The sequence below is a fragment of the Oribacterium sp. HCP3S3_B9 genome (assembly GCF_052064255.1).
In the GTDB taxonomy this organism is placed as follows: Bacteria; Bacillota; Clostridia; order Lachnospirales; family Lachnospiraceae; genus Oribacterium.
On the sequence record NZ_JBQHVY010000011.1, the window covers coordinates 39,533 to 63,998 of the forward strand.

General features: G+C 55.1%; 17 protein-coding genes and 3 tRNA genes. 17 read left to right on the forward strand and 3 right to left on the reverse strand.

What is annotated here, in order from left to right; all coding sequences use genetic code 11:
• The first annotated feature begins 45 nt into the window (after positions 1-45).
• The 9 genes from ACTNC3_RS07015 (at position 46) to pflA (ending at position 7,694) form a co-directional block, all read left to right on the forward strand.
• Positions 46-1,065, forward strand: coding sequence for a glycosyltransferase family 2 protein (locus ACTNC3_RS07015; RefSeq protein WP_441226935.1), 1,020 nt, complete (start codon positions 46-48; stop codon positions 1,063-1,065).
• A 137-nt stretch (positions 1,066-1,202) separates the two neighbouring features.
• Positions 1,203-1,275: transfer RNA gene (locus ACTNC3_RS07020), tRNA-Val, on the forward strand.
• 47 nt (positions 1,276-1,322) lie between these two features.
• Positions 1,323-1,396, forward strand: a tRNA-Met gene (locus ACTNC3_RS07025).
• A gap of 392 nt (positions 1,397-1,788) precedes the next feature.
• Positions 1,789-2,493 (forward strand): phosphatase PAP2 family protein, encoded by a 705-nt coding sequence (locus ACTNC3_RS07030; protein WP_441226936.1) that lies wholly within the window; start codon positions 1,789-1,791, stop codon positions 2,491-2,493.
• 96 nt (positions 2,494-2,589) lie between these two features.
• Complete coding sequence (locus ACTNC3_RS07035) at positions 2,590-3,189, forward strand: DUF5662 family protein (protein ID WP_441226937.1); 600 nt, start codon at positions 2,590-2,592, stop codon at positions 3,187-3,189.
• Positions 3,190-3,407: 218 nt separating this feature from the next.
• The gene (locus tag ACTNC3_RS07040) at positions 3,408-3,845 is read left to right on the forward strand and encodes an RrF2 family transcriptional regulator (RefSeq protein ID WP_441226938.1); all 438 of its coding nucleotides are present in this window, start codon (positions 3,408-3,410) and stop codon (positions 3,843-3,845) included.
• Between the two features lie 74 nt (positions 3,846-3,919).
• A tRNA-Arg gene (locus ACTNC3_RS07045) sits at positions 3,920-3,993 on the forward strand.
• A gap of 436 nt (positions 3,994-4,429) precedes the next feature.
• On the forward strand, positions 4,430-6,676 hold the full coding sequence (gene pflB, locus ACTNC3_RS07050) for a formate C-acetyltransferase (protein ID WP_410043647.1): 2,247 nt from the start codon (positions 4,430-4,432) through the stop codon (positions 6,674-6,676).
• A 280-nt stretch (positions 6,677-6,956) separates the two neighbouring features.
• Complete coding sequence (gene pflA / locus ACTNC3_RS07055) at positions 6,957-7,694, forward strand: pyruvate formate-lyase-activating protein (protein ID WP_441226939.1); 738 nt, start codon at positions 6,957-6,959, stop codon at positions 7,692-7,694.
• A 193-nt stretch (positions 7,695-7,887) separates the two neighbouring features.
• Here the strand turns inward: pflA and ACTNC3_RS07060 are convergent, their stop codons facing one another.
• Entirely contained in the window at positions 7,888-9,492 is a 1,605-nt protein-coding gene (locus tag ACTNC3_RS07060) for a helicase HerA-like domain-containing protein (RefSeq protein WP_441226940.1), read from the reverse strand.
• Positions 9,493-9,758: 266 nt separating this feature from the next.
• Between ACTNC3_RS07060 and ACTNC3_RS07065 the strand changes: the two genes are divergently transcribed.
• Both ACTNC3_RS07065 and ACTNC3_RS07070 read left to right on the forward strand, forming a co-directional pair.
• On the forward strand, positions 9,759-10,001 hold the full coding sequence (locus tag ACTNC3_RS07065; RefSeq protein ID WP_410043650.1) for an AbrB/MazE/SpoVT family DNA-binding domain-containing protein: 243 nt from the start codon (positions 9,759-9,761) through the stop codon (positions 9,999-10,001).
• On the forward strand, positions 9,995-10,306 hold the full coding sequence (locus ACTNC3_RS07070) for a type II toxin-antitoxin system PemK/MazF family toxin (protein ID WP_410043651.1): 312 nt from the start codon (positions 9,995-9,997) through the stop codon (positions 10,304-10,306). The genes ACTNC3_RS07065 and ACTNC3_RS07070 overlap by 7 nt, the downstream gene beginning before the upstream one ends.
• Positions 10,307-10,378: 72 nt before the next feature.
• Here ACTNC3_RS07070 and ACTNC3_RS07075 read toward each other — a convergent pair whose 3' ends face one another.
• A complete protein-coding gene (locus ACTNC3_RS07075; RefSeq protein ID WP_410043652.1) occupies positions 10,379-11,251 on the reverse strand; it encodes a CPBP family intramembrane glutamic endopeptidase in 873 nt (290 codons plus the stop codon).
• A gap of 123 nt (positions 11,252-11,374) precedes the next feature.
• Between ACTNC3_RS07075 and recJ the strand changes: the two genes are divergently transcribed.
• Together recJ and glyA are read left to right on the forward strand one after the other, a co-directional pair.
• Positions 11,375-13,123 (forward strand): single-stranded-DNA-specific exonuclease RecJ, encoded by a 1,749-nt coding sequence (recJ, locus tag ACTNC3_RS07080; protein ID WP_441226941.1) that lies wholly within the window; start codon positions 11,375-11,377, stop codon positions 13,121-13,123.
• Between the two features lie 36 nt (positions 13,124-13,159).
• Entirely contained in the window at positions 13,160-14,413 is a 1,254-nt protein-coding gene (gene glyA, locus ACTNC3_RS07085; RefSeq protein WP_410043654.1) for a serine hydroxymethyltransferase, read from the forward strand.
• Between the two features lie 34 nt (positions 14,414-14,447).
• On the opposite strand, the gene ACTNC3_RS07090 is transcribed toward glyA, so the two are convergent.
• Positions 14,448-18,827, reverse strand: a complete 4,380-nt coding sequence (locus ACTNC3_RS07090; protein ID WP_441226942.1) for an acyl-CoA dehydratase activase-related protein — start codon at positions 18,825-18,827, stop codon at positions 14,448-14,450.
• Between the two features lie 432 nt (positions 18,828-19,259).
• Between ACTNC3_RS07090 and ACTNC3_RS07095 the strand changes: the two genes are divergently transcribed.
• The 4 genes from ACTNC3_RS07095 to hisS all read left to right on the forward strand — a co-directional run bounded on the left by ACTNC3_RS07095 (position 19,260) and on the right by hisS (position 24,438).
• Entirely contained in the window at positions 19,260-19,907 is a 648-nt protein-coding gene (locus ACTNC3_RS07095) for a hypothetical protein (RefSeq protein WP_410043656.1), read from the forward strand.
• A gap of 204 nt (positions 19,908-20,111) precedes the next feature.
• On the forward strand, positions 20,112-21,542 hold the full coding sequence (gene pyk / locus ACTNC3_RS07100) for a pyruvate kinase (RefSeq protein WP_441226943.1): 1,431 nt from the start codon (positions 20,112-20,114) through the stop codon (positions 21,540-21,542).
• 197 nt (positions 21,543-21,739) lie between these two features.
• The gene (locus ACTNC3_RS07105; RefSeq protein ID WP_441226944.1) at positions 21,740-23,005 is read left to right on the forward strand and encodes a diaminopimelate decarboxylase; all 1,266 of its coding nucleotides are present in this window, start codon (positions 21,740-21,742) and stop codon (positions 23,003-23,005) included.
• Positions 23,006-23,166: 161 nt separating this feature from the next.
• Positions 23,167-24,438, forward strand: coding sequence for a histidine--tRNA ligase (gene hisS, locus ACTNC3_RS07110; protein ID WP_441226945.1), 1,272 nt, complete (start codon positions 23,167-23,169; stop codon positions 24,436-24,438).
• Positions 24,439-24,466 lie beyond the last annotated feature (28 nt).

The following is a 24,466-nucleotide window of genomic DNA, read 5'->3' on the forward strand; positions in this document are numbered from 1 at the left end:
GCGATAGTACAGGATATCCTGCGATATCCTGAGAAAAGAGGAAACATGAAGCTTGTCAGCTTTGCTATACCATGCTATAACTCTGCCGCCTATATGCGGAAGTGTATCGAGTCGATCCTTCCGGGTGGGGACGAGGTGGAGATCATCGTCGTTGACGACGGCTCGCAGAAGGATGACACCTTCGAGATTGCGAAGGAGTACGAGGCGAAGTACCCGGGCATCGTGAAGGCGGTGCATCAGGAGAACGGCGGCCACGGGGAGGCGGTCAATACCGGTCTCCGCAACGCGAGCGGCCTCTTCTATAAGGTCGTCGATTCTGACGACTGGCTCGATGACGAAGCCCTCCCGAAGGTGCTGGAGAAGCTCCGGGAGCTCATCATGGCCGGTACCCCGGTCGATATGTTCATCTGTAATTTCATTTACGATAAGGTCGGCCAGACCCATAAGAAGGTTATGCGCTACGAGTCGGCGCTCCCGAAGGACCGCATCTTCGGTTGGGACGAGGTGAAGCACTTCCACCTCGGACAGTACATCCTGATGCACTCCGTCATCTACCGCACACAGATGCTGCGTGACTGCGGCCTCGTGCTGCCGAAGCACACCTTCTACGTCGACAACATCTTCGTATACCAGCCGATTCCGAGCGTAGAGAAGATGTACTACATGGACGTCAACCTCTATCACTACTTTATCGGCCGCGATGATCAGTCGGTCAATGAAAGCGTCATGATCGGGCGCATTGACCAGCAGCTGAAGGTCAACCGGATCATGATCGACTGCTGTGACCTCACGAAGCTGAAGAGCCGCAAGAAGCGCCACTATATGTTCAGCTACCTCGAGATCATCACCACCATCTCCTCCGTGCTGGCCATCAAGTCCGGTGACCCGGAGAACATGCAGAAGAAAAAGGAGCTATGGGACTACCTGAAGACAAGCAGCTTCCAGACCTGGCTCAAGATGCGCTTCTCCTTCCTCGGACAGGGCTGCAACTTCCGCCTGAAGGCCGGCAACGAACTCACGATCCTCTGCTACAAGCTCGCGCAGAAGTTCTACGGATTCAACTGATACATAGCAGGACCGCTTCGGCGGTCCTGAACGGTTACGGCCTGAAAATTTCCTTCAAAAAAAGTTTGGAAAAGCTGTTGACAAAGTTTGGCCGATTTAGTAATATACAGAGGTCGCAAAACGAGCGACACACGAACGGGGTCTTAGCTCAGCTGGGAGAGCATCTGCCTTACAAGCAGAGGGTCACAGGTTCGAGCCCTGTAGGCCCCACGTCTTCGGTCTGGGCTGCGTGTATACGCGGTCTGGGTCGGACATATGGCGAGATAGCTCAGTTGGCTAGAGCACGCGGTTCATACCCGCGGTGTCGAGAGTTCAAGTCTCCCTCTCGCTATCATTAAGCATCATGCGAAAGCATGGTGCTTTTCTTTTTGCTCTCTGACGACCCCCCGTAGTTCCATGGGATCGTTACGATAGAAAATGCATAGATGTTCTTGTTTTTGTGATGTTCGGTTTGCACTTCCTCATCCTTCGATGGCTTATATGGCGTTTTGAGATAATTTTTCACGAGAGACAGCCTGACGGGGATCCTTTTTGTTGAATCTTCCGAAATTAAATCCTCGCTATTGAATCCACTTTTTTACGGTGCTAGTATTTCTAAATTGATAAAGTGAAACTTTGCGTATTCTTCGACCTGCGTGGGACGGTGATATTTATCACGCCCCGATGTGCCGAGGGCTGCGTGTATTCTTGGATCCGAACGTAAAACGTTCCAGAGGCCAGTGAATGAATAAAATCAAAAAGTTTATACAGCGCTATCGTCACGCATGGATTCTGTCCTATGCGCTGATCTATATTACCTGGTTCAGCTACCTTGAAAAGACGATCAATCATCAGGTCAGCTTCCATGTCATGCATGCAGCGCTCGACGATAAAATCCCCTTCTGTGAGTATTTCATCATCCCGTACATGCTGTGGTTTGCTTATGTTGCCGTCGCGGTTCTGTACTTCATGTTTAAGAACAGGGATGATTTTTATCGCCTCTGTGCCTTCCTGTTCAGCGGCATGACGATCAGCCTGATCATCTGCTCGGTTTTCCCGAACGGCACGGATTTCCGGCCCATCCTAGACCCGGCGAAGAACATCTTCACGCGGATCGTCGCCTGGCTCTATCGTACCGACACCTGCACGAACGTCTTCCCGAGCATTCACTGCTATAACTCGATCGGCGTCGCCATCGCTGTTCTCCACTCGCAGGACATCGCGGCCTCGAAGCATGGGCGTCTGGTGAAGTTTGCGTCCACGATCCTCGCGATCCTGATCTGCATGAGCACCATGGCACTCAAGCAGCACAGCGTGTATGACGTCGCTGGCGCCATCATCCTCGCCTCCATCGTGTTCGAGTTCACCTACGGCTACCCGCTTCTTCAGCGCAGCCCGCAGGACCGTCACGCACAGCGCGAGCATGCAACGGAACGTTACTGGCGCTGAATCTTGAATCCCTCGTGTGACGAAGTGGTCACGCGAGGGTTCTTTTTATGAAATGATAGGGTATAATCTGAGCATAGAAGAGAAGAGGTGAAGACGATGGAGAAGAATCATAAGACAGTGCAGACGGGCCTTCCGCGCTATCTCTGGAACGCGGTACATCACTTCCGGACGATCAACCGTCACAAGCGCGAAGTCATGAAAAACTGCTTCCGCGTGGGCCTCTATAAGCAGGGGCTGCTTCATGATCTCTCGAAGTACAGCTGGAGCGAGTTTAAAACCGGTGTGAAGTACTATCAGGGCTATCGCAGCCCGAACACGGCAGAACGCCTCGAAACGGGCCTCTGTGAGGCCTGGCTCCATCATAAGGGGCGGAATAAGCATCACTTCGAGTACTGGGTCGATTACGACACCAAAAAGAAAACCACGATGGTCGGCTGCCGCATGCCATACCGCTATGTCGCTGAGATGTTCTGCGACCGTGTCGCTGCTTCGAAGGTCTACAAAGGCGCAGATTATGATGACAGCTGTCCGTGGGCGTATTTCCAGCCGTGCAAGGATTCCCCGCTCCTCGAGCCGGAAACCCGGCGTGAAATCACGGAGCTTCTGTGGATGCTGAAAACCGAAGGCGAGGAAAAAACCTTCGCCTACCTGAAGAAGGAGATCGCCCGTCGCCGCCGCGAAAAGGACCATTTCTAATGAATATCACGTGGCGCGCCTGCAGGTGAGTGGGTCCCGGTGATGTCTTCGTGGCGAACGTATGTGAAGCTGTGCCTTAAGGCACAGCTTCTTTGAAATCAGGGGGCGTTCGGAGGGTTGCCCCTATCGCCTCGACTTGATTAAATTCTAGCTGCGTGGTAGGATTAATGAAGTATCGACAGAATGTAGAGATTTGAACAGTATGAGGTGAGAGGAACATGATGATTTCAACCAAGGGCCGCTATGCCCTGACAACCCTGATAGATATCGCGCAGAACTTCGACGGTGTGACTCCGGTCAGTATCAAGGAGATTTCAGATCGCCAGAAGATCTCGATGAAGTACCTCGAGCAGATCATCTCCCTGATGGTGAAGGGCGGCTTCCTGAAGTCCATCCGTGGTGCGAAGGGCGGATATCTTTTTACCCGTCCGATTGATCAGATCAAGGTCGGTGAGATCCTCGACGCCGCAGAAGGTACCCTCGCCCCGGTAGACTGCGTAAACGGTACGAGCACCTGTGCGAAATCCGCCAGCTGCCCAACCTTCCCCCTCTATAAGGAAATCGACAACGCCATCTACGAAGTCGTGAACAGCTACACCCTGAAGGACCTCGTCGACCAGTCGAGTGCTGAAAGCAGCAGCTCCTGCACGACGTAAAAAATTCAAATTTATGCTTGACATTTGCCCTTCTCTTCTGTAATATAACACTTGCGTTTGAGAGAAACGCTTATGCGCGCGTAGCTCAGCTGGATAGAGCGTCTGGCTACGGACCAGAAGGTCGCGAGTTCGAATCTTGTCGCACGCATGATCGTGCATGAGCACAAACGAAAGAGCCCGGAAACAAGTTTACTTGTTTCCGGGCTCTTTCGTTTGTGCTCATATAGGAGCATCGCTCCTAATCGGGGCACGACTGTGCCCCGATTGCACGATCAAGTGCGACAAGTGCGTGGTGCGGAGCCGGGCATCGCTCCCAATCGGGGCACGACTGTGCCTCGATTGCACGATCAAGTGCGCCAAGAGTGTAGTGCGAAGCCGGGCATCGCTCCCGATCCACAGCCGGCCCGACGGGCGTCGTCACCGGCTTTCCGGGCCGGCTGCATTGTCCTCATGTTCTAATTAGAAAACATCGAAAATTTAATAGTTAAATCGTTGACGAATCTGCCCTCTATGCTTTATATTAGCACGCGTAAAGAGTATTGAATCCTGTATACAAAGACAACATGGTAGAAAGAGGAGAAGATATGAGAGAAGAATGGAGAGGCTTTAAAACCGGACATTGGGTAAAGGACGTCAATGTTCGTTCATTCATCCAGGAGAATTACACCGTTTATGATGGTGATTCCAGCTTCCTTGCTGGTCCGACCGAAGCGACAGAGAAGCTTTGGAACGAGGTACAGGCACTTCAGAAGGAAGAGCGTGCAAAGGGCGGCGTGCTCGATATGGAGACCAAGGTCGTTTCCGGCATCACCGCTTACGGCGCAGCATATATCAACGAGGCAGAGAAGGATCTCGAGCAGGTCGTAGGTCTTCAGACTGATAAGCCGCTGAAGAGAGCATTCATGCCATACGGTGGTATCAAGATGGCAGAGCAGGCCTGCTCCACCTATGGTTACACACCGGATCCTGAGCTTCACAAGATCTTCACCGAGTACCACAAGACCCACAACCAGGGCGTTTTCGATGCGTACACACCGGAGATGATGAAGGCTCGTCATAACAAGATTCTCACTGGTCTTCCAGATACCTACGGCCGTGGTCGTATCGTCGGCGACTACAGAAGAGTGGCGCTCTACGGTATCGATTTCCTGATCCAGGAGAAGATGGCTGATTATGCCAACACCGGTGACGGAACCATGACCGATAACGTCATCCGTCAGAGAGAGGAGATCTCCGATCAGGTGCGTGCCCTCAAGCAGATGAAGGAGATGGCACAGAGCTACGGTTATGACATTTCCGTACCTGCAAAGAACGCGAAGGAAGCCGTTCAGTGGCTCTACTTCGGTTACCTCGCAGCGATCAAGACCCAGAACGGTGCTGCGATGTCCGTTGGTCGTGTATCTACATTCCTTGATATCTATATCGAGCGTGATCTTAAGGAAGGTACACTTACCGAGAAGCAGGCACAGGAGCTCATCGACCACTTCGTTATGAAGCTTCGTATGGTCAAGTTCGCACGTATCCCGTCCTACAACCAGCTCTTCTCCGGTGACCCGGTTTGGGCTACCCTTGAGGTCGGTGGTATGGGCCAGGATGGCAGATCCATGGTTACGAAGAGTGACTACCGTTTCCTGCACACCCTTGAGAACATGGGCCCGGCTCCAGAGCCAAACCTTACGGTTCTTTACACGAAGAGACTTCCGGAGAACTTCAAGAAGTACGCTGCAGAGATTTCTGTTCGCACTTCCTCCATCCAGTACGAGAACGATGATGTCATGCGTCCGGTATGGGGTGACGACTACTCCATCTGCTGCTGCGTATCTGCGACACAGACCGGTAAGGAGATGCAGTTCTTCGGTGCACGTGCAAACCTCGCAAAGTGCCTTCTCTACGCAATCAACGGCGGTATCGATGAGAAGAGCAAGCAGCAGGTAGGTCCGGAGTACCGTCCGATCACTTCCGAGTACCTCGATTATGATGAGGTGATGGCGAAGTACGATCGTATGATGGACTGGCTCGCAGGCATCTACGTAAACGTTCTGAACCTGATTCAGTACATGCACGACAAGTACTACTATGAGGCAGCGGAGATGGCCCTCATCGACACTGATGTTCGTCGTACCTTCGCAACCGGTATCGCCGGCTTCTCACACGTGGTGGACTCTCTTTCCGCGATCAAGTATGCACGCGTAAAGACCGTACGTGATGAGGATGGTCTCGTAACCGATTATGTTGTAGAGGGCGATTTTCCTCGTTATGGCAATGATGACGACCGTGCCGATGATATCGCGGTTGATCTTCTTCGCACCTTCCTCACGAAGATCAAGAAGCACCACACCTACCGTGATTCCGAGCCGACCACATCCATCCTTACCATCACATCCAATGTCGTTTACGGTAAGGCAACCGGTGCTCTTCCGGATGGTCGTCCGGCAGGCGCTCCGCTTTCACCGGGAGCAAACCCAAGCTACGGTGCAGAGAAGTCCGGTCTTCTGGCTTCCCTGAACTCGGTTGCGAAGCTTCCATACGAGTATGCACTCGATGGTATCTCCAACACCCAGACCATCAACCCGAGCGCACTCGGCCATACCGAGGACGAGCAGTCGAACACCCTCGTTCGCGTTATGGATGGTTACTTCGCAAAGGGCGCACACCATGTGAATGTAAACGTCTTCGGCGTAGAGAAGCTGAAGGATGCGATGGAGCACCCGGAGAAGCCAGAGTACGCAAACTTCACGATCCGTGTATCCGGCTATGCGGTTAAGTTCATCGACCTTACGAGAGAGCAGCAGCTCGACGTAATCTCCAGAACAGAGCACAAGTCCCTGTAATACAGGAAGGCGCCGGCTAGGTGCAGCAGTTGTACGACAGCCGATGCATATGGATCTGTGATCACGCAGGAACATGCATGCACATGCAGTTATAAAGACATCATGAGGGAGGGCCCCACACTGCGTGGACAGCACTCCCTCATGTTTTTATTTGATACTGTCCGATGCGTCATCGGATGTACAGAAGAATCCGTGTCTCGGCAGTGATGCGGGAAAGCGGAAACAACTTCTGCATCTCGGAAGCGTCATCATTTTAGAAACAAGTAGAAAAGGAGATATCATGGCAGAATCCATCAAAGGTGCAATTCACTCCATCGAGACCTTCGGCGCCGTGGACGGTCCGGGCATCCGATATACGATCTTTCTGAAGGGCTGTCACATGCGCTGCCGCTACTGCCACAATCCGGACACCTGGACCCTGCAGAGCGACGACATGCGCACCGCGGACGAGCTCCTCGACCACGCAGAGCGCTACCGCGAGTACTGGGGCGAGCAGGGCGGCATCACGGTCAGCGGCGGCGACCCGCTCGTGCAGATCGACTTCGTGCTCGAGCTCTTCCAGAAGGCGAAGGCGCGCGGTATCAGCACCTGTCTCGACACCTCGGCGCAGCCGTTCACCCGCGAAGAGCCATTTATCTCGAAGTTTGAGGCATTGGCCCAAGTGACGGACACGGTCCTCTTCGACATCAAGGAAATCGACGACGAGAAACATAAGGCCCTGACCGGTTGGACGAACCGGAACATCCTCGACTGTGCGCATTATCTCAGCGACCACGGCGTCGCGATGTGGATCCGCCACGTCCTCGTGCCGGGCCTCACCGACTCGGATGAAGAGCTCATCGCGACCCGGAAGTTCATCGACGAACTGAAGACTGTGCAGAAGGTCGAAGTCCTGCCGTACCACACCCTCGGCACCTTCAAGTACGAAAAGCTCGGTATCCCATACACCCTCAAAGGTGTGAACCCGCCGACGAACGAAAGCGTGCAGCACGCGAAGGAAATCCTCGGCGCGGTGTGAAAGCATAAAAAAACAGCAGGGCGATGTCGTCGCCCCGCTGTTTCTTCAGAGACGTCCTCACGGGCGTCTCTTTCGCTGTGCTGGATGTATGATCATGTAACATTTTATAAAAAAATAACCGTCCAGCCGGGTGGATGTAATCCTTCTGGCTGAACGGCCATTCCATCAAATAGAAATCAGGTCGGAACAGAGTTTATTTCCCAAACAGTGTATCGAGAATGCCACGACCGAGCGCTGCACCGACGTTGCCGCCGACGCGCTTTCCGAAGCTGCCCATGAAGCTTTTTCCGACGGCACCGCCGACTTCACGGCCGAGGGTGCCGGCGGTGGTGCGGCCGACGGATTTCACGATGCGTTCCTGATCCTTCTTCGCTTTTTCTTCGGCTCTCGCTTTTGCGAGGGCCTCTTTTTCTGCGAGCTTCGCCTGCTCCTTTGCTTCCTTCTCCGCGAGCTTTGCGGCTTCCGCTTCCTCCGCTGCGCGCGCAGCATTTGCAGTAGCTTCATCAGTCAGGCGCTTCAGGAATTCATAGGCCGAGTCGCGGTCGATGGTCTCGTCGTATTTTCCGCAGAGATCTGAGGAGACGATCGCAGCGAGACGCGCTGTCTCATCGATGGTGCCCATCCGGGAGGCCGGTGGGAGCACCGCACAGCGACGGACGACTTCCGGCTTGCCATCACGGTCGAGGAAGGAAATCAGCGCTTCACCGGTGCCGAGGCTCTGAAGCGCCTCGATGGTGTCGAAGCTCGGGTTTACACGGAAGGACGCTGCTGCGGCCTTCACCTTCTTCTCCTCGCTCGGGGTATACGCATGAAGTGCATGCTCTACCTTATGGCCGAGCTGCGCGAGCACAGCATCCGGGATGTCGCTCGGGTTCTGGGTGATAAAGTACACGCCGATGCCCTTCGAGCGGATGAGCTTCACCACCTGCTCGATCTTCTCGATGAGCGCCTTCGGTGCGCCATTAAAAAGAAGGTGCGCCTCATCGAAGAAGAAGACCATCTTCGGCTTCTCCGGGTCCCCGACCTCCGGCATCTGCTCGAAAAGCTCGCTCAGCATGAAGAGCATGAAGGTCGAGTAGATCAGTGGATTCTGAATCGTCGACTCCGCGTCGAGGATATTGATCATGCCACGGCCGACACTGTTCGTACGGAGGAAATCCGCGATGTCGATCGCCGGTTCACCGAAGAACGTATCACCACCGGCGGTTTCAAGCGCGACGACGGAACGCAGAATCGCATTCAGCGAGGCCGTCGCCATATTGCCATACTCGGATGAGTATTTCTTATTATTTTCTGCGACGTACTGTACCATCGCCCGAAGATCCTTCGTGTCGAGCAGAAGCAGATTCTCTTCATCCGCGATACGGAAGATGATCGTCAGGATATCGGTCTGCAGCTGTGTGAGGCCGAGGAGCCGTCCGAGCAGGGTCGGTCCGAACTCACTGATGGTCGTGCGAAGCGGAAGGCCCTTCTTCCCATCGATATCCCAGAACTGTGTCGGGTAGGCCTCGTACTGGAAGCCCGCCGGTGTGAGGCCGAAACGCGCGATGCGCTTCTGCATGTTTTCAGAATCGACGCCCGGCAGGATCATACCAGCGAGGTCGCCCTTCACATCCGACAGAAAAACCGGTACGCCCATGTCACTGAAGGACTCCGCCAGCACCTTCAGGGTGATGGTTTTACCTGTGCCGGTAGCACCCGCGATCAAGCCATGACGGTTCGCCATCTTCGGCAGGATATAGACCTTCTCCTGCGTATCCATGTCCACTGCTGCCCAGACTTTTTCGTTATAAAACATAAAAAGAACCTCCTCCGGAGAATATTCAAAGCTGTTCGGCAGCGCTTTCGCCCACTGCCGGTCTGATGTCAGAACACCATTCTGACATCAGACTATAATTAAATATATTCTACCATGGATAAAGGCTCTTTGAAATGATTTTCCATTTTCGGCCTTTTGTCCTGGGCTTTCCTAGTAACAGTTTAGCCGGGACTTCCTCACCCCCAGCTTGACGAAAAACCTCCTCTGTAGTATACACATAGTATATACGATAGAGGAGGTTTAATATGCAGGCACAAGTGAAGGCATGGGGAAACAGTCAGGGAATCAGAATTTCCAAAGACATTCTGAATGAAGCACATATATCCGTAAATGATATCCTGGAAGTGAAAGTCAGCGATGGACAAATTCTGTTGGCAAAGCCATTCCGTCATAGAACGCTCGAAGAGCGCGCGAAGGAATATGGCGGAAAACTAAATCTGGATGGTGAATTTGACTGGGGCGAGCCATTAGGAAGAGAGGCATGGTGATGGCGGAAACTGTTCATCAGGGAGATGTACTGAAAGTCGATAAGATCAAACTCCCCGTACTGGTCGTAAGCAAAGATTTCTTTAATCAGACGGGCGAAATAATAGCCTGTCCTGTCTACAATGCAGGAAGAGATGATGCTTTGCACATTCATATTCAAACCCAGAACATGGACGGATATGTTCACTGTGAAAAGCTGGCATTACTCGATCTTAACGCCAGAGGTTTTGTGAAGTTAAACAGTTTACATATGAATGACATCATGAATATTACAGATGCTATCCAGGGAATATTTGATTATATTTGAATAGAAGATAAATATAGATACTGATATCAATGGGGGCATCCTCGTGCTATAGTAGTGGTTTAGCCATGCCCCTCACTCGAAAATACTGAGGATGGTGAGCCCGATGAAAAGCAGGTTGACGACGATGACCGCGGGTGTCGTAAACCAGGCCCTTACCATCGCTGGAAAGCTGTGTTCGCTTCGACAGAAGCTGCACAGCTTTTTAAAGTTCCGAAGCAGTGTTACGGCGGTCACGATCATCCCGCCGTAGATGAACACGAGATAAATGAGACTTACGAGCGTACTGTCCCCGCCGAGATTATTGAAGAAGAGCGCGAAGGCGTTGTTGCTGAGATGCATGAGGATCGCGCAGGCGAAGCCGTAGCGCTCCCGGATGAAGGCGAGCAGCGCCCCGACGAAGAGCGCTGTCAGAAGCTGCATCAGATTCCCGTGCATGAGCCCGAAGAGCAGCGCACTGATGACGATCGCGAAGAGCTGCCCACAGTGCCGGAGCTGATTATAGATGAGCCCGCGGAACAGGCACTCCTCCACGAAGGGCGCGACGACCACGGCATACAGAATCATCCAGAAGCCGGTCATCCGCCCACTCGCGACCTCCGTCGCATACTCCATCGTGAAGCCCTGCTGGTGCAGAAATGCCTCCACCGGAGTCAGCAGGATCGAGCTGAAGGCCTGCAGCCCGTAGATCATCATCAGCAGCCAGAGATACGTAAGCGGCCCGAAACGCGCATGCGTCGTCCGCGGGATTCCATCACCCCCGAGCAGGAGCAGCACGAGCACCAGCCCGAACAGACTCACCGCGATCATCGTGAAGTCCTCCTGCTGATAGACCGCCGACCCATACTGGATCAGAAAACCACTGCCCACCTGGAACAGAAATTCATATAGAAGAAGCGCGAGCGCGACCTTCGTGAAACGCCGCTTCGCCGGATATTGAAAACTCATCTGTCTGCTAAACCCTTCTTTTATGCTATACTGATTAAGTTACGTAACAGTTCGGTTAAGGGGGCTCCCTGCCTGAACTGTAGCTAAGTTACTAATATACACCAAAAACCTGAAGGACAACATATGAAAAAATGGTTCATCTATAACAAGAAGGCGGATTTCAAGGCGGTCGCGGCAGCGCACCACATCGATCAGGTGACAGCGCGTATCCTCCGAAACCGAGAGATCAACTCGGATGCGCAGATCGAGCAGTACCTGCATGGCTCCCTCGAGGAGCTTCACTCGCCGCTCCTCCTGCCGGATGCGATCCGCTGCATGAATCATCTGAACCGCGCGATCCAGGAGGGCCGCCATATCCGTATCGTCGGTGATTACGACGTCGATGGCGTGTGCGCGACCTACATCCTCTATACCGGCCTCCAGCGCCTCGGCGCGCAGGTCGACTACGTGCTGCCGGACCGCATCCGGGACGGCTACGGCATCAACGTGCACATCATCGACCAGGCGAAGGCGGACGGCGTCAGCGTGATCCTCACCTGCGACAACGGCATCAGCGCCATCGAGGAGATGAAGCATGCGCGTGACCTCGGCCTCACCGTGCTGATCACGGACCACCATGACATCCGCCAGCGGGACGACGAGGATTACGGCTGCGAGTCGCGGGATATCCTGCCGCCGGCGAGTGCCGTCGTGGACGCGAAGCGCGAGGACAGCCGCTACCCGTATACCGAGATCTGTGGCGCGGTCGTCGCCTGGAAGATCATCACCCTGCTCTACCAGAACCGCGGGCTTCCGCAGGACGCGTACCTCGATTTCCTCGAGTTTGCCGCCATCGCGACCGTCTGCGACGTCGTCGAGCTCCAGGATGAGAACCGCATCATCGTGAAGTTCGGCCTCCAGCAGATTCGGCAGACGACGAATCCGGGCCTCCGCGCACTGCTCGACGTGCAGGGCCTCCTCGAGAAGGAGCATATCACGAGTTACCACATCGGCTATATCATCGGCCCGTGTATCAATGCAGGCGGCCGGCTCCGCAGTGCCGAGATCGCACTGTCGCTCTTTACCACCACGGACCCGTCGGAGGCCCTCGCAAAGGCGGTGAAGCTGAAGGAGCTGAACGATGTCCGAAAGGATATGACGATCGAGGCGACGAAGGAAGCCTATGCGCAGGTAGAGCAGCAGTATATGTCCGATCCAGTACTCGTCATCTACCTTCCGAAGCTGCATGAGAGCCTCGCCGGCATCGTCGCCGGTCGCCTCCGCGAGAAGTATTACCGTCCGGCTTTCGTGGTCACCGACGCCGAGGATGGAGAAGACGGCACCCTCATGGCGAAGGGCTCCGGTCGAAGCATCGATGCCTATCCGATGTCGGAGCGCCTCGCCGAGGTGGCGGAGCTTCTCACGAAGTTCGGCGGCCATCCCCTTGCGGCCGGGTTCAGCCTCCCGCGCGACAACATTGACCGCTTCCGTACGGCCCTCAACGCGCGCTGCGGTCTTCAGCTCGACCAGCTCGTAGATAAGCTCTGGATCGATGTGCCGATGCCGGTAAGCTATGTTACGGAGGAGCTGATCCATGAATTCGATCGCCTCGAGCCGTATGGAAAGGGCAACGAAAAACCGTGCTTCGCCGAAAAGAACCTCCGCATCCTCGAGGCCCGCGTGCTCGGTAAGGGTCGGAACGTCGTGCGCCTGCAGCTCCTCTCGCTGCAGGGAACCTCGATCTCCGGTATCCTCTTCACGGATGGCGATGCCTTCATGCGAAATAAGGGCACGAAATCCCTGATAGATGTGGTTTACTACCCGGAAGTGAATGAATATAATGGATTTAAAAGTCTGCAGATCGTCATCGAGGATTATCAGCTGAGGGCGTGAGCAGGCCGGCATGAAGACAGAAAGAGGAGGCAGATTATGATCAAGGAAGTAATGAACTACATCGCACAGGCAGATCCGGAAATCGGCGCGGCGATTCTTCGCGAGTATGACCGCCAGATGCACAACATCGAGCTCATCGCATCAGAGAATATCGTATCCGGCCCGGCCATGATGGCCATGGGCACCGTGCTGACCAACAAGTACGCCGAGGGTTACCCTGGCAAGCGCTACTACGGTGGCTGCGTCAATGTCGACGAAATCGAGACCATCGCGATCGAGCGTGCGAAGAAGCTGTTCGGCTGTGAGTATGCGAACGTGCAGCCACACTCCGGTGCACAGGCAAACATGGCCGTCACCATGGCGATCTGCGAGCCCGGTGACACGATCATGGGCATGTCCCTCGACGCCGGCGGACACCTCACCCACGGTTCACCAGCGAACTTCTCCGGCCGCTTTTATAACATCGTCCCGTACGGTATCAACGCCGACGGCTACATCGATTATGACGAGGTCGAGGCCCTCGCGATGAAGCATCATCCGAAGATGATCATCGCCGGTGCCTCCGCATATCCGCGTATCATCGACTTCAAGCGCTTCCGTGAAATCGCCGACAGGTGCGGTGCCGTGCTCTGGGTAGATATGGCCCACATCGCCGGACTCGTCGCAGCCGGCCTTCACCCGTCACCGATCCCATACGCGGACGTGACGACCACGACGACCCACAAGACCCTTCGTGGACCACGTGGCGGCCTCATCCTGTCCAGTGCAGAGACCGCTGAGCGCTTCAAGTTCAACAAGAATGTCTTCCCGGGCAGCCAGGGCGGCCCGCTCGAGCACGTCATCGCCGGTAAGGCCATCTGCTTCGGTGAAGCACTGAAGCCAGAGTTCAAGACCTATCAGGAGCAGATCGTGAAGAACTGTAAGGCACTCGCCGACGCCATGATGGCGAAGGGCTTCAAGCTCGTTTCCGGCGGTACCGACAACCACCTGATGCTGGTGGATCTCACAAACATCCCAGACCTCACCGGTAAGACTCTGCAGAACAACTGTGATGAAGTACACATCACCCTGAACCGCAACGCCATCCCGAACGACCCACGCTCCCCGTTCGTCACCTCCGGCGTCCGCATCGGTACCGCGGCTGTCACCACCCGTGGCTTCACCGAAGCCGACATGGCACCGATCGCCGACTGCATCTGGAACGTCGCTACAAACTTCGAAGCGACAAAGGACGACGTCACCGCAAAGGTACTTGAGCTCACAAAGGCACACCCGATCTACGAAGGATAAGCAAAAAGCCGAGGCAATTGCCTCGGCTTTTTGCTTACTTCGACTTTAAATTATTCTGCGCAACCGTCAGCATCAGCTTGATACGATTCAGCTGATTCACCTCCGACGCACCCGGATCGTAATCCACCGCGATGATGTTCGCATCCGGATGATGCCGCTTCAGCTCCTTGATGACGCCCTTCCCCACGATGTGGTTCGGGAGACAGCCGAACGGCTGCGTACAGATGATATTCTCGACACCCTCGCCGATCAGCTCGAGCATCTCACCCGTCAGGAACCAGCCCTCACCGGTCTGATTACCCAGCGACACATATTCCCGCGCCATCTTCGCGAACTCATGGATATCGCCAGGCGGCGTGAAGCGTGCAGACTGCGCAAACGCCTTCCGTGCGGTCTTCCGGAAGAACTCAAGCAGCGTGATCGCCGCATTGCAGAGCGTCTTGCCCTTCCAGCCGGCCCCCAGATTCTCGTACTTGAAATTCTGGTTGTAGAAGCAGTAGAGCAGGAAGTCCATGAGATCCGGCATGACGGCCTCCGCCCCCTCGCGCTCGAGCAGCTCCACGATATGGTTGTTCGCGAGCGGCGAGAACTTGACGAGGATCTCGCCGACGATCCCGACCTTCGGCTTCCGGAGGCCCTCCTGCAGCGGCAGCACATCGAAATCATGGATGATGCCGCGCACGTTCCGTGAGAACGCACTCATCGAGGAGGATTTCTTCTGGAGCGATGTGATGCAGGTCTTCACCCACTTCTGGTGCAGCGCCTCGGCAGCACCCGGTGTCTGCTCATACGGCCGTGTCGCATAGAGACAGCGCATGAAGATGTCACCATAAACGACCGCCTGCATGGCCTTCGTCAGCAGCGGGAGTGTGATCTTGAAGCCCGGTGTAGTCTCCATGCCGTTCGCATTGAGCGAAATCACCGGAATCTGCGCCATACCGGCATGCTCGAGGGCACGTCGGATGAAGCCAATGTAGTTAGACGCACGGCAGCCGCCACCCGTCTGGGACATGATGACCGCAGTGTGATCGAGGTCGTACTTTCCAGAGTTCAGCGCATCCATGATCTGACCGACCACGATGATGGAAGGGTAGCAGGCATCGTTGTTCACGTACTTGAGACCCGTATCGATCGCTGTCCGGTTTGCGTTGTTCAGGACTTCGACCTTATAACCGCAGGCGCGGATGGCCGGCTCGATCAGCTCGAAGTGGATCGGGGACATCTGCGGGCAGAGGATGGTGTAGCCCTCGTCCTTCATGTCCTTCGTGAAGAGCTTACGATCATAGCTGGCCGGACGCAGCGTACGCTCGTAGTGCTTCTCCTCCCGGACACGGATCGCCGCGATCAGCGAACGCACACGGATACGTGCCGCGCCGAGGTTGTTGACCTCATCGATCTTCAGCACGGTGTAAATCTTATCAGAACCGTTCAGAATATCCCGTACCTGATCCACGGTGACGGCATCGAGGCCGCAGCCGAAGGAGTTCAGCTGGATGAGATCGAGGTCCTCACGGGTCTTCACGAAGGAAGCCGCGCGATAGAGGCGGGTATGGTACATCCACTGGTCGGTGACGATCAGCGGACGCTCCACCTCGCCGAGATGGGAGATGGAATCCTCGGTCAGCACCGCGAAGTTGTAGCTCGTGATCAGCTCCGGGATACCATGGTTGATTTCCGGATCCACGTGGTATGGACGACCCGCCAGCACGATGCCGCGGTGGCCGGTCTCCTTCATCCAGCGGAGGGTTTCCTCACCCTTCTTCTCCATATCCTGATGCGCACGCTCGAGCTCTGCCCAGGCCTCATGCGCCGCCGAGCGGATCTCCTGCTCGGTGAAATTCCACTTCTTAAACTGCTCGCCGATCTTCTCGAGGGTGAGCTCGCCGACCGGACGGATCGAATCCTCGATGCGGTCCGGATGGACGAAGACCTTCACGAGCTGGTCCGTGCAGATCTTCTCGTTCGTCAGCGCGAGGAACGGCTTCATGAAGAGGACGGAGTTGTTCTGCAGGTCCTCGACATTGTTAACGATATTCTCTGCATAGGAGGTGACCATCGGGCAGTTGTAGTGATTGCCGGCATCCGGCGTCTCGTTCCGCTCGTATGGGATGCACGGGTACCAGATGAACTTCTGCCCGTGCTTCATCAGCCACTCGATGTGGCCGTGTGCGATCTTCGCCGGGTAGCACTCAGACTCGGACGGGATCGTCTCGATGCCGAGCTCGTAGATCTGACGTGTGCTGGCCGGGGACAGTACGGTCCGGAACTTCAGCTCACGGAAGAAGGTCGCCCAGAACGGATAGTTCTCGTACATGTTGAGGACGCGCGGGATACCCACCTCGCCACGCTCGGCGAGATCGATCGGGAGCGGCTCGTAATCAAACATGCGCTTCATCTTATAAGCGAAGAGGTTCGGAATGTCCGACTTCGCCTCCGTCTTTCCGAGACCACGCTCACAGCGGTTACCGGAGATGAAGTTCCGGCCGGCACCGAACTGGTTGATGGTCAGGACGCAGTGGTTGTTGCAGCCCTGGCAGCGTGCCATGCGGGTCGTGTACTGGAGGTGGATAATGTCATCGATCGGAAGCATGCTGGTCTGCACGCGTCCGTAAGCGGTGAGCGGAACATCCTTTTCCTCACCCGGCTTCATCGCACGAAGATGTTCGTTCTTCAGCTGATAACGCTCGCGTGCGATCAGTGCTGCGCCGAAGGCACCCATGATGCCGGCGATATCCGGACGGGTGACATGGGCGTCGAGGAGGTTCTCGAAGGCACGGAGGACGGCATCGTTATAGAAGGTACCACCCTGTACGACGATGTGCTGGCCGAGATCCTTCGCATCTGTGACCTTGATGACCTTATAGAGTGCGTTCTTGATGACGGAGTAGGCGAGGCCGGCAGAGATATCGCCGACGCTTGCCCCCTCCTTCTGCGCCTGCTTGACGTTCGAGTTCATGAACACGGTACAGCGGGAGCCGAGGTCGGTCGGGTTCGCTGCATAGAGTGCCTCGTGCGCGAAGTCGATCACGGAGTAGTCCAGTGAGCGCGCGAAGGTCTCGAGGAAGGAGCCACAGCCGGACGAGCAGGCTTCGTTAAGCTGCACCGAATCGACGGTGCCATCCTTGATGCGGATGCACTTCATGTCCTGGCCGCCGATGTCGAGGATACAGTCGACCTCCGGCTCGAAGAACGCAGCTGCATAGTAGTGGGAGATGGTCTCCACCTCGCCCTCGTCGAGCTGGAAGGCGGACTTCAGGAGTGCCTCACCGTAACCGGTGGAGCAGCTGTAGGCGATGCGTGCGTCGGAAGGCAGCAGGTCCCGGATTTCCTTCATGGACTTGATGGCCGTCGCGATCGGCGATCCCTCGTTGTTTGCATAGAACTTGTAGAGAAGCTCACCCTGCTCGGAAACGAGGGCCAGCTTCGTCGTGGTGGAGCCGGCATCGATGCCGAGGAAGACATTGCCGTGATATGTACTGAGGTCGGCTGTCTTTACGCGCGCCTGCGCATGACGTTGCGTGAATTCCTGATACTCAGCCTCGCTATGGAAGAGCGGGTCCATACGCTTGATCTCGGTATCCATCTGGATGCCGTGACGGAGCTGCTCGATGAGAGACGTGATGGATACAGCTTCCGCGTCCTCCGGGCAGTTCAGACAGGAGCCGATCGCCGCGAAGAGATGGCTGTTCTCCGGCTCGATGATCTCATCACCCTGCAGATGGAGGGTACGGATGAAGGCCTTGCGGAGCTCCGGCATGAAGTGAAGCGGGCCGCCAAGGAAGGCGACGTGACCACGGATCGGCTTGCCCTGTGCGAGGCCGGAGATGGTCTGGTTGACGACCGCCTGGAAGATAGACGCCGCGAGATCCTCGCGCGCCGCACCCTCGTTGATCAGCGGCTGGATATCCGTCTTTGCGAAGACACCACAGCGTGCGGCGATCGGGTAGATCATCTGATAACCGGCGGCGAGATCGTTGAGACCGGCCGCGTCGGTATGAAGGAGGGAGGCCATCTGGTCAATGAAGGAGCCCGTACCGCCGGCACAGATGCCGTTCATGCGCTGGTCGATCCCACCCTTGAAATATATGATTTTTGCGTCCTCGCCGCCGAGCTCGATGGCGACGTCCGTATCCGGACGGTAGTCCTTGAGCGCGGTTGCGACCGCGACGACTTCCTGACAGAAGAAAACATGCATGTGCTTGCTCAGCGTCAGTCCACCAGAACCGGTGATGACCGACGCGAGGCGGATTTCACCCAGCGTCTCCTTCGCTTCCTCGAGAATATCTGCCAGCGTGCCCTGGATATCCGCGTGATGACGGCGGTAGTCCGAGAACAGAAGCTGTTTCGCCTGATCGAGGATGGCGATCTTTACGGTTGTAGAACCAATGTCGATTCCGAGTCTATACTCTTGCATGATATAACCTCTTATTACCTATATACTTTCCTGGCACCTGATTCTTAATTATTAGAAAGATCAAAGTGTTCTGAATAGCTACCTATATTTATATAGAATAACAAAGTAGCATTGTAGCATTTAAAAAATGGGGGTTCAATCGGCATAATCATAAAACTTTTGTTAAATCAGTAACGTTTTCATCGCTTTTATTATATTTTCCGGGCATATCTTGTGAGGTGTATGGCATCCGTTGCCCTCCCTTTCGTATCCCCTGCCTGAACGGTCAGCAGAACGCTGCGTGGAGTGCTCGCCTTTACATATATTTCTCTTGAAAAAGAAGGGCGTAACACGTATACTTCTAGCGTATTTCACGTTCATGATGGGTTACTAGTATCTGAATGTCGAAATTGATAATTTAATAACTGTGTGATGAACTGAAAGGAGTATATATTGACTTTTTATCAGAAGCTGGAGCGGAGATTCGGGAAGTATGCAGTTCCGAATCTTATGAAGTATATCTGCGTGATCTATGTGGTGGGTTACCTCATCCAGATGTTTAATCCACTTCTTTATTTTTATTATCTGGATCTGGATGCGGAGGCGATTCTGCATGGTCATATCTGGCGGATCATCACCTTTATTTTCTATCCGCCATCGACGAGCTTCCTGTGGATGATCGTCGCGCTGTTCGTCTACTACAGTCTGGGGATGACGCTGGAGCGCGTCTGGGGGACATTTAAGTATAATTTCTTCTATTTTACAGGCGTGATTCTGCTGGTACTGGCGGCGATCCTGATTTATCTGGTGACCGGTTATTCAGTACAGCTGTATCCGACCTACATGACCTTCAGTATCTTCCTGGCGTATGCCCTGACGTTTCCGGAGACGACCTTCCTTCTGTACTTCATCATCCCGATCAAGGCGAAGTGGCTGGCGATCGCAGAGGTGGTCCTCTATCTATTCTATTTTGTGGCCCTTCCGGGCCTCGGCAACAAGGTGGCGATCCTTGTGAGCCTGCTGAATGTCGCGCTGTTCTTCCTTCTGACGAATCAGCGACCGAAGAACAGAAACATCTATAACATGCGGGATTTCCGCTGACGCACGGCAGCGACAGATATGCGCGAAGTCGTCGACCTGCAGGGCAGCAGGAGGGGCGGTGGTCATCCGAACGTCAGGCGAGAGGCCATCAGCCTTTCGACCGGAGACATTGGCCCACGAAACTGCGAGCATGCACCGGTTTTCCCGGCGCTTGACATAAATGCCGGACACAGTACCGGCCGGTTCTAAAAAGAGGAGAATTTTATGAGAAAGACGAAGATTGTATGTACACTTGGACCGAATGAGAACGATTACGAGCTGATGAAGAAGCTCGCAGAGAAGATGGACGTGGCACGTTTCAACTTCTCCCATGGCAGCCACCAGGAGCACCTCGGCCGTCTCGCGCTGCTGAAGCAGGCACGCAAGGATACCGGTCGTGAGATCGCCGCGCTGCTTGACACGAAGGGACCGGAGATTCGTACCGGTGAGCTCGAGGGCCACAAGAAGGTGATGCTCGAGGCGGGCAACGAAATTGTCCTGACCATCGACGAGTGCATCGGAAATGCATCGCGTGTATACATTAACTATAACGGGCTCAATGAAGACGTCCAGGAGGGCAGCACCATCCTGATCGATGATGGCCTGATCGGCCTCAAGGTGCAGCGCGTCGAGGGTGCGGACATCCACTGCTTCATCACAAACGGCGGCGAGCTCGGTGAGAAGAAGGGTGTCAATGTTCCGAACGTAAGCATTCGCCTTCCGGGCCTGACCGAGAAGGATATCGAGGACATCAAGTTCGGTATCGAAGAGGGCTTCGATTTCGTAGCCGCTTCCTTCGTGCGTAATGCGGAGGCCATCGAGCAGATTCGTGCACTGATCGACGAGGCAGGCTCCAGCATGAAGATCATCGCGAAGATCGAGTCTCAGGAGGGCCTGGATAACCTCGATGCCATCATCGCAGCCGCCGATGGTATCATGGTGGCCCGTGGCGACCTCGGTGTGGAGATCGACGCGAAGCGTCTCCCGCAGCTCCAGAAGGAGATGATCCACAAGTGTAACTTCGCAGGCAAGCTCGTCATCACCGCAACCCAGATGCTCGATTCCATGATCCGTAATCCGCGTCCGACGAGAGCGGAAGTGACCGACGTTGCAAATGCGGTTTATAACGGAACCGACGCTGTCATGCTGTCTGGTGAGACCGCAGCCGGCAAGTATCCGGTCGAGGCCCTCGATATGATGGCGTCCGTCGTCGAGTATACCGAGCAGTTCCTCGACTACACACAGTATAAGATGCGCAACGTCGATGAGAGCACCTATGCAAATATTTCCAATGCTGTCTGCGCAGCTTCTGTCACCACTGCGAGTGAGCTCGACGCCAAGGCACTGATCGTACCGACGCTCTCCGGCTCGACCGCAAAGCTGATTTCGAAGTACCGCCCGAAGACCCACATCTATGCGATGTCCCCGAGCCAGGCGACCGTTCGCCAGATGATGCTCCTCTGGGGCGTCACCCCGATCTGGGCGAGAAGAGCTGACACCACCGACGAACTCTTCGAGTCCTCCATGGAGGAGCTTCGCGAGCGCAGCATCGTCGAGAAGGGCGACCTCTGCGTCATCACCGCCGGCGTACTGTCCCGCATGACCCGCAACCAGCCGGTGACCGCGACGAATATCATGAGAGTAATGCAGGCATAATCCATGAGAGGGCCGTCCGTAGGACGGAGCGGCGCATGGATGCCCTAGCGGCGAGCGTATCAGGCTTTGCTTTAGCAAAGCCTCCTTGTAATCCATGAGGGGTCTGAATTTATACTTGCCATAACCGGCAAGTATTTTCTTTTATAAATCGTCTGTATTAAGATTTGACATTAGATTTTACGAACGTGGAGGAAACCATGAAAACACCATATATCACACTGGACCAGGTGAAGGAAATTGCGAAGACCTACCCGACACCTTTTTATCTGTACGACGAGAAGGGCATTCGTGAGAATGCGCGGAAGGTATATAAGGCCTTCAGCTGGAATAAGGGCTTCAAGGAGTATTTTGCGGTGAAGGCGACCCCGAACCCGTCCATCCTTCGTATTCTGAAGGAAGAGGGCTGCGGCACGGACTGCAGCTCCCTCACCGAGCTTCAGATGTCCGATGCCTGCGGCTTCCACGGCCACGACATCATGTTTTCCTCGAACGACACACCACTCGAGGAGTATAAGTTCGCGAACGAGCTCGGTGCCATCATCAACCTTGACGACTTCACGAACATCCAGGAGCTGAAGGATACCCTGGGCAGCTTCCCGGAGACCATGAGCCTTCGCTATAATCCGGGCGGATACTTCCGGATCGCAAACACCATCATGGATAACCCGCAGGATGCGAAGTATGGCATGACCACCGCACAGCTCATCGAGGGCTACCGTATCCTGAAGGAGGGTGGCGTCAAGCACTTCGGCATGCACGCCTTCCTCGCATCGAACACCGTAACGAATGATTACTACCCGACCCTTGCGAAGGAGCTTTTCGAGCTCGCCGTCAAGATCAAGGCAGAGACCGGTGTCGCGCTCGATTTCATCAACCTCTCCGGCGGTGTCGGCGTGCCATACAAGCCGGACCAGAAGTCGAACGACATCGAGGCGATCGGCGAGGGCGTTCATCGCGTATTCGATGAAGTGCTTGTGCCGCACGGTCTCGGCGACATCCGCATCTTTACCGAGATGGGCCGCTTCATGCTGGCACCATACGGCGCACTGATCACGAAGGTCATCCACTTCAAGCATACCTATAAGGAGTATGCCGGTGTCGATGCCTGTGCGGTCAACCTCATGCGCCCGGCGATGTACGGTGCTTACCACCACATCACCGTCCTCGGAAAGGAGAACGCGCCATGTGACCACACCTATGACGTGACCGGCTCGCTCTGCGAGAACAACGACAAGTTCGCCATCGACCGTCCGCTTCCGGAGCTTGAGAAGGGCGACTACCTCTTCATCCACGACGCCGGCGCACACGGCTTCGCGATGGGCTACAACTACAACGGCAAGCTCTGGTCCGCCGAGCTCCTGCTCCGCGAAGACGGCTCCGTCAAGCTCATCCGCCGCGCCGAGACCCCGAAGGACTACTTCGCAACGCTTGATATTGATGACTGCATGAAGAAGTATCTCTGATCAATGCATACATCATGATGTAAAAACCGCACCTCGAGCCAGAGGTGCGGTTTCGTGATTTCGGCGTATTGCCGAGGCCGCGCACCGTGCGAGGTTCTTGCGTATTTGCGCGACTGTTGTTATAATTAAAGGCCGTATTAACATTGATATGAGGTACAGCTATGGCATTAAAGAAGAAACCGGTCACCGGTATGAAGGACATCCTCCCGAGAGAGATGGAGCTTCGCCAGTATGTTCTGAGCGAAATCCGCAGAACCTATAAGGAGTTCGGCTTTACAGAGATCGAGACCCCGGTCGTCGAGCACATCGAGAACCTGCTCAGCAAGCAGGGCGGTGATAACGAGAAGCTGATTTTTAAGGTACAGAAGCGCGGCGATAAGCTGGAAAGCGCATTCCAGTCCGGCGATCTGTATGCACTCGCAGATTCCGGCCTCCGCTATGATCTGACCCTTCCACTGAGCCGCTTCTACAGCCAGAACCAGGCACAGCTCCCGAGCCCGTTTAAGGCGCTCCAGATCGGACCGGTGTTCCGTGCGGATCGTCCGCAGAAGGGCCGCTTCCGTGAGTTCGTGCAGTGCGACATCGATATCTTCGGTGATGGCAGCAACGTCGCGGAGATCGAGCTGATCCTCGCCATCTCCACCCTGCTTAACCGCATCGGCTTCGGTGAGAAGTATAACTTCTCCATAGTGATCAACGACCGTGAAATCCTCCGCGGCATGCAGGCCTACGCCGGCTTCCCTGCAGACGATTTCGAGAAGGTCTGCATCAGCCTCGATAAGGCCGACAAGATCGGAAATGACGGCGTAAAGGCAGAGCTCCTTTCGCTCGGCTATGAGGAGAGCGTCATCGATAAGTATCAGGCGCTGCTTGCGACCATCGGTACCGACGCACAGGACATCCGCACCCTCGGTGAGAAGCTGAAGGATGTGCTCCCGGAGAGCGTGACGGATAACCTCGCCACCATCGTGGAGACGGTGGCAGCTGTCAAGAGCGTCAATGTAAAGGTTCTCTTCGATCCCACCCTCGTGCGTGGTATGGGCTACTATACCGGCCCGATCTTCGAGATCCGTGCCGAGGGCTTCAGCGGCTCCGTCGGCGGTGGCGGACGCTATGACCGTATGGTCGGCAAGTTCACCGGTCAGGATACCCCGGCCGTCGGCTTCTCGATCGGCTTCGAGCGTATCATCACCATCATGCTCGACGCAGACGAGAAGGTTCCGGGTGAGGGCACGAAGGTGGCCTTCCTCCTCGATAAGAACCTCGATCGTGCGAAGACCGCCGAGGCGATCAGCGAAGCGATGACACGTCGTCTTCAGGGAGAGACCGTTCTGGTATCCCGCATGAATAAAAACAAGAAGTTCCAGAAGGAGCAGCTTACATCGGAGGGATATACCGAGTTTAAGGAATTCTATCAGGATTCATTACAGTAATTTTTTCATTATATATAAGAGGTAAAAG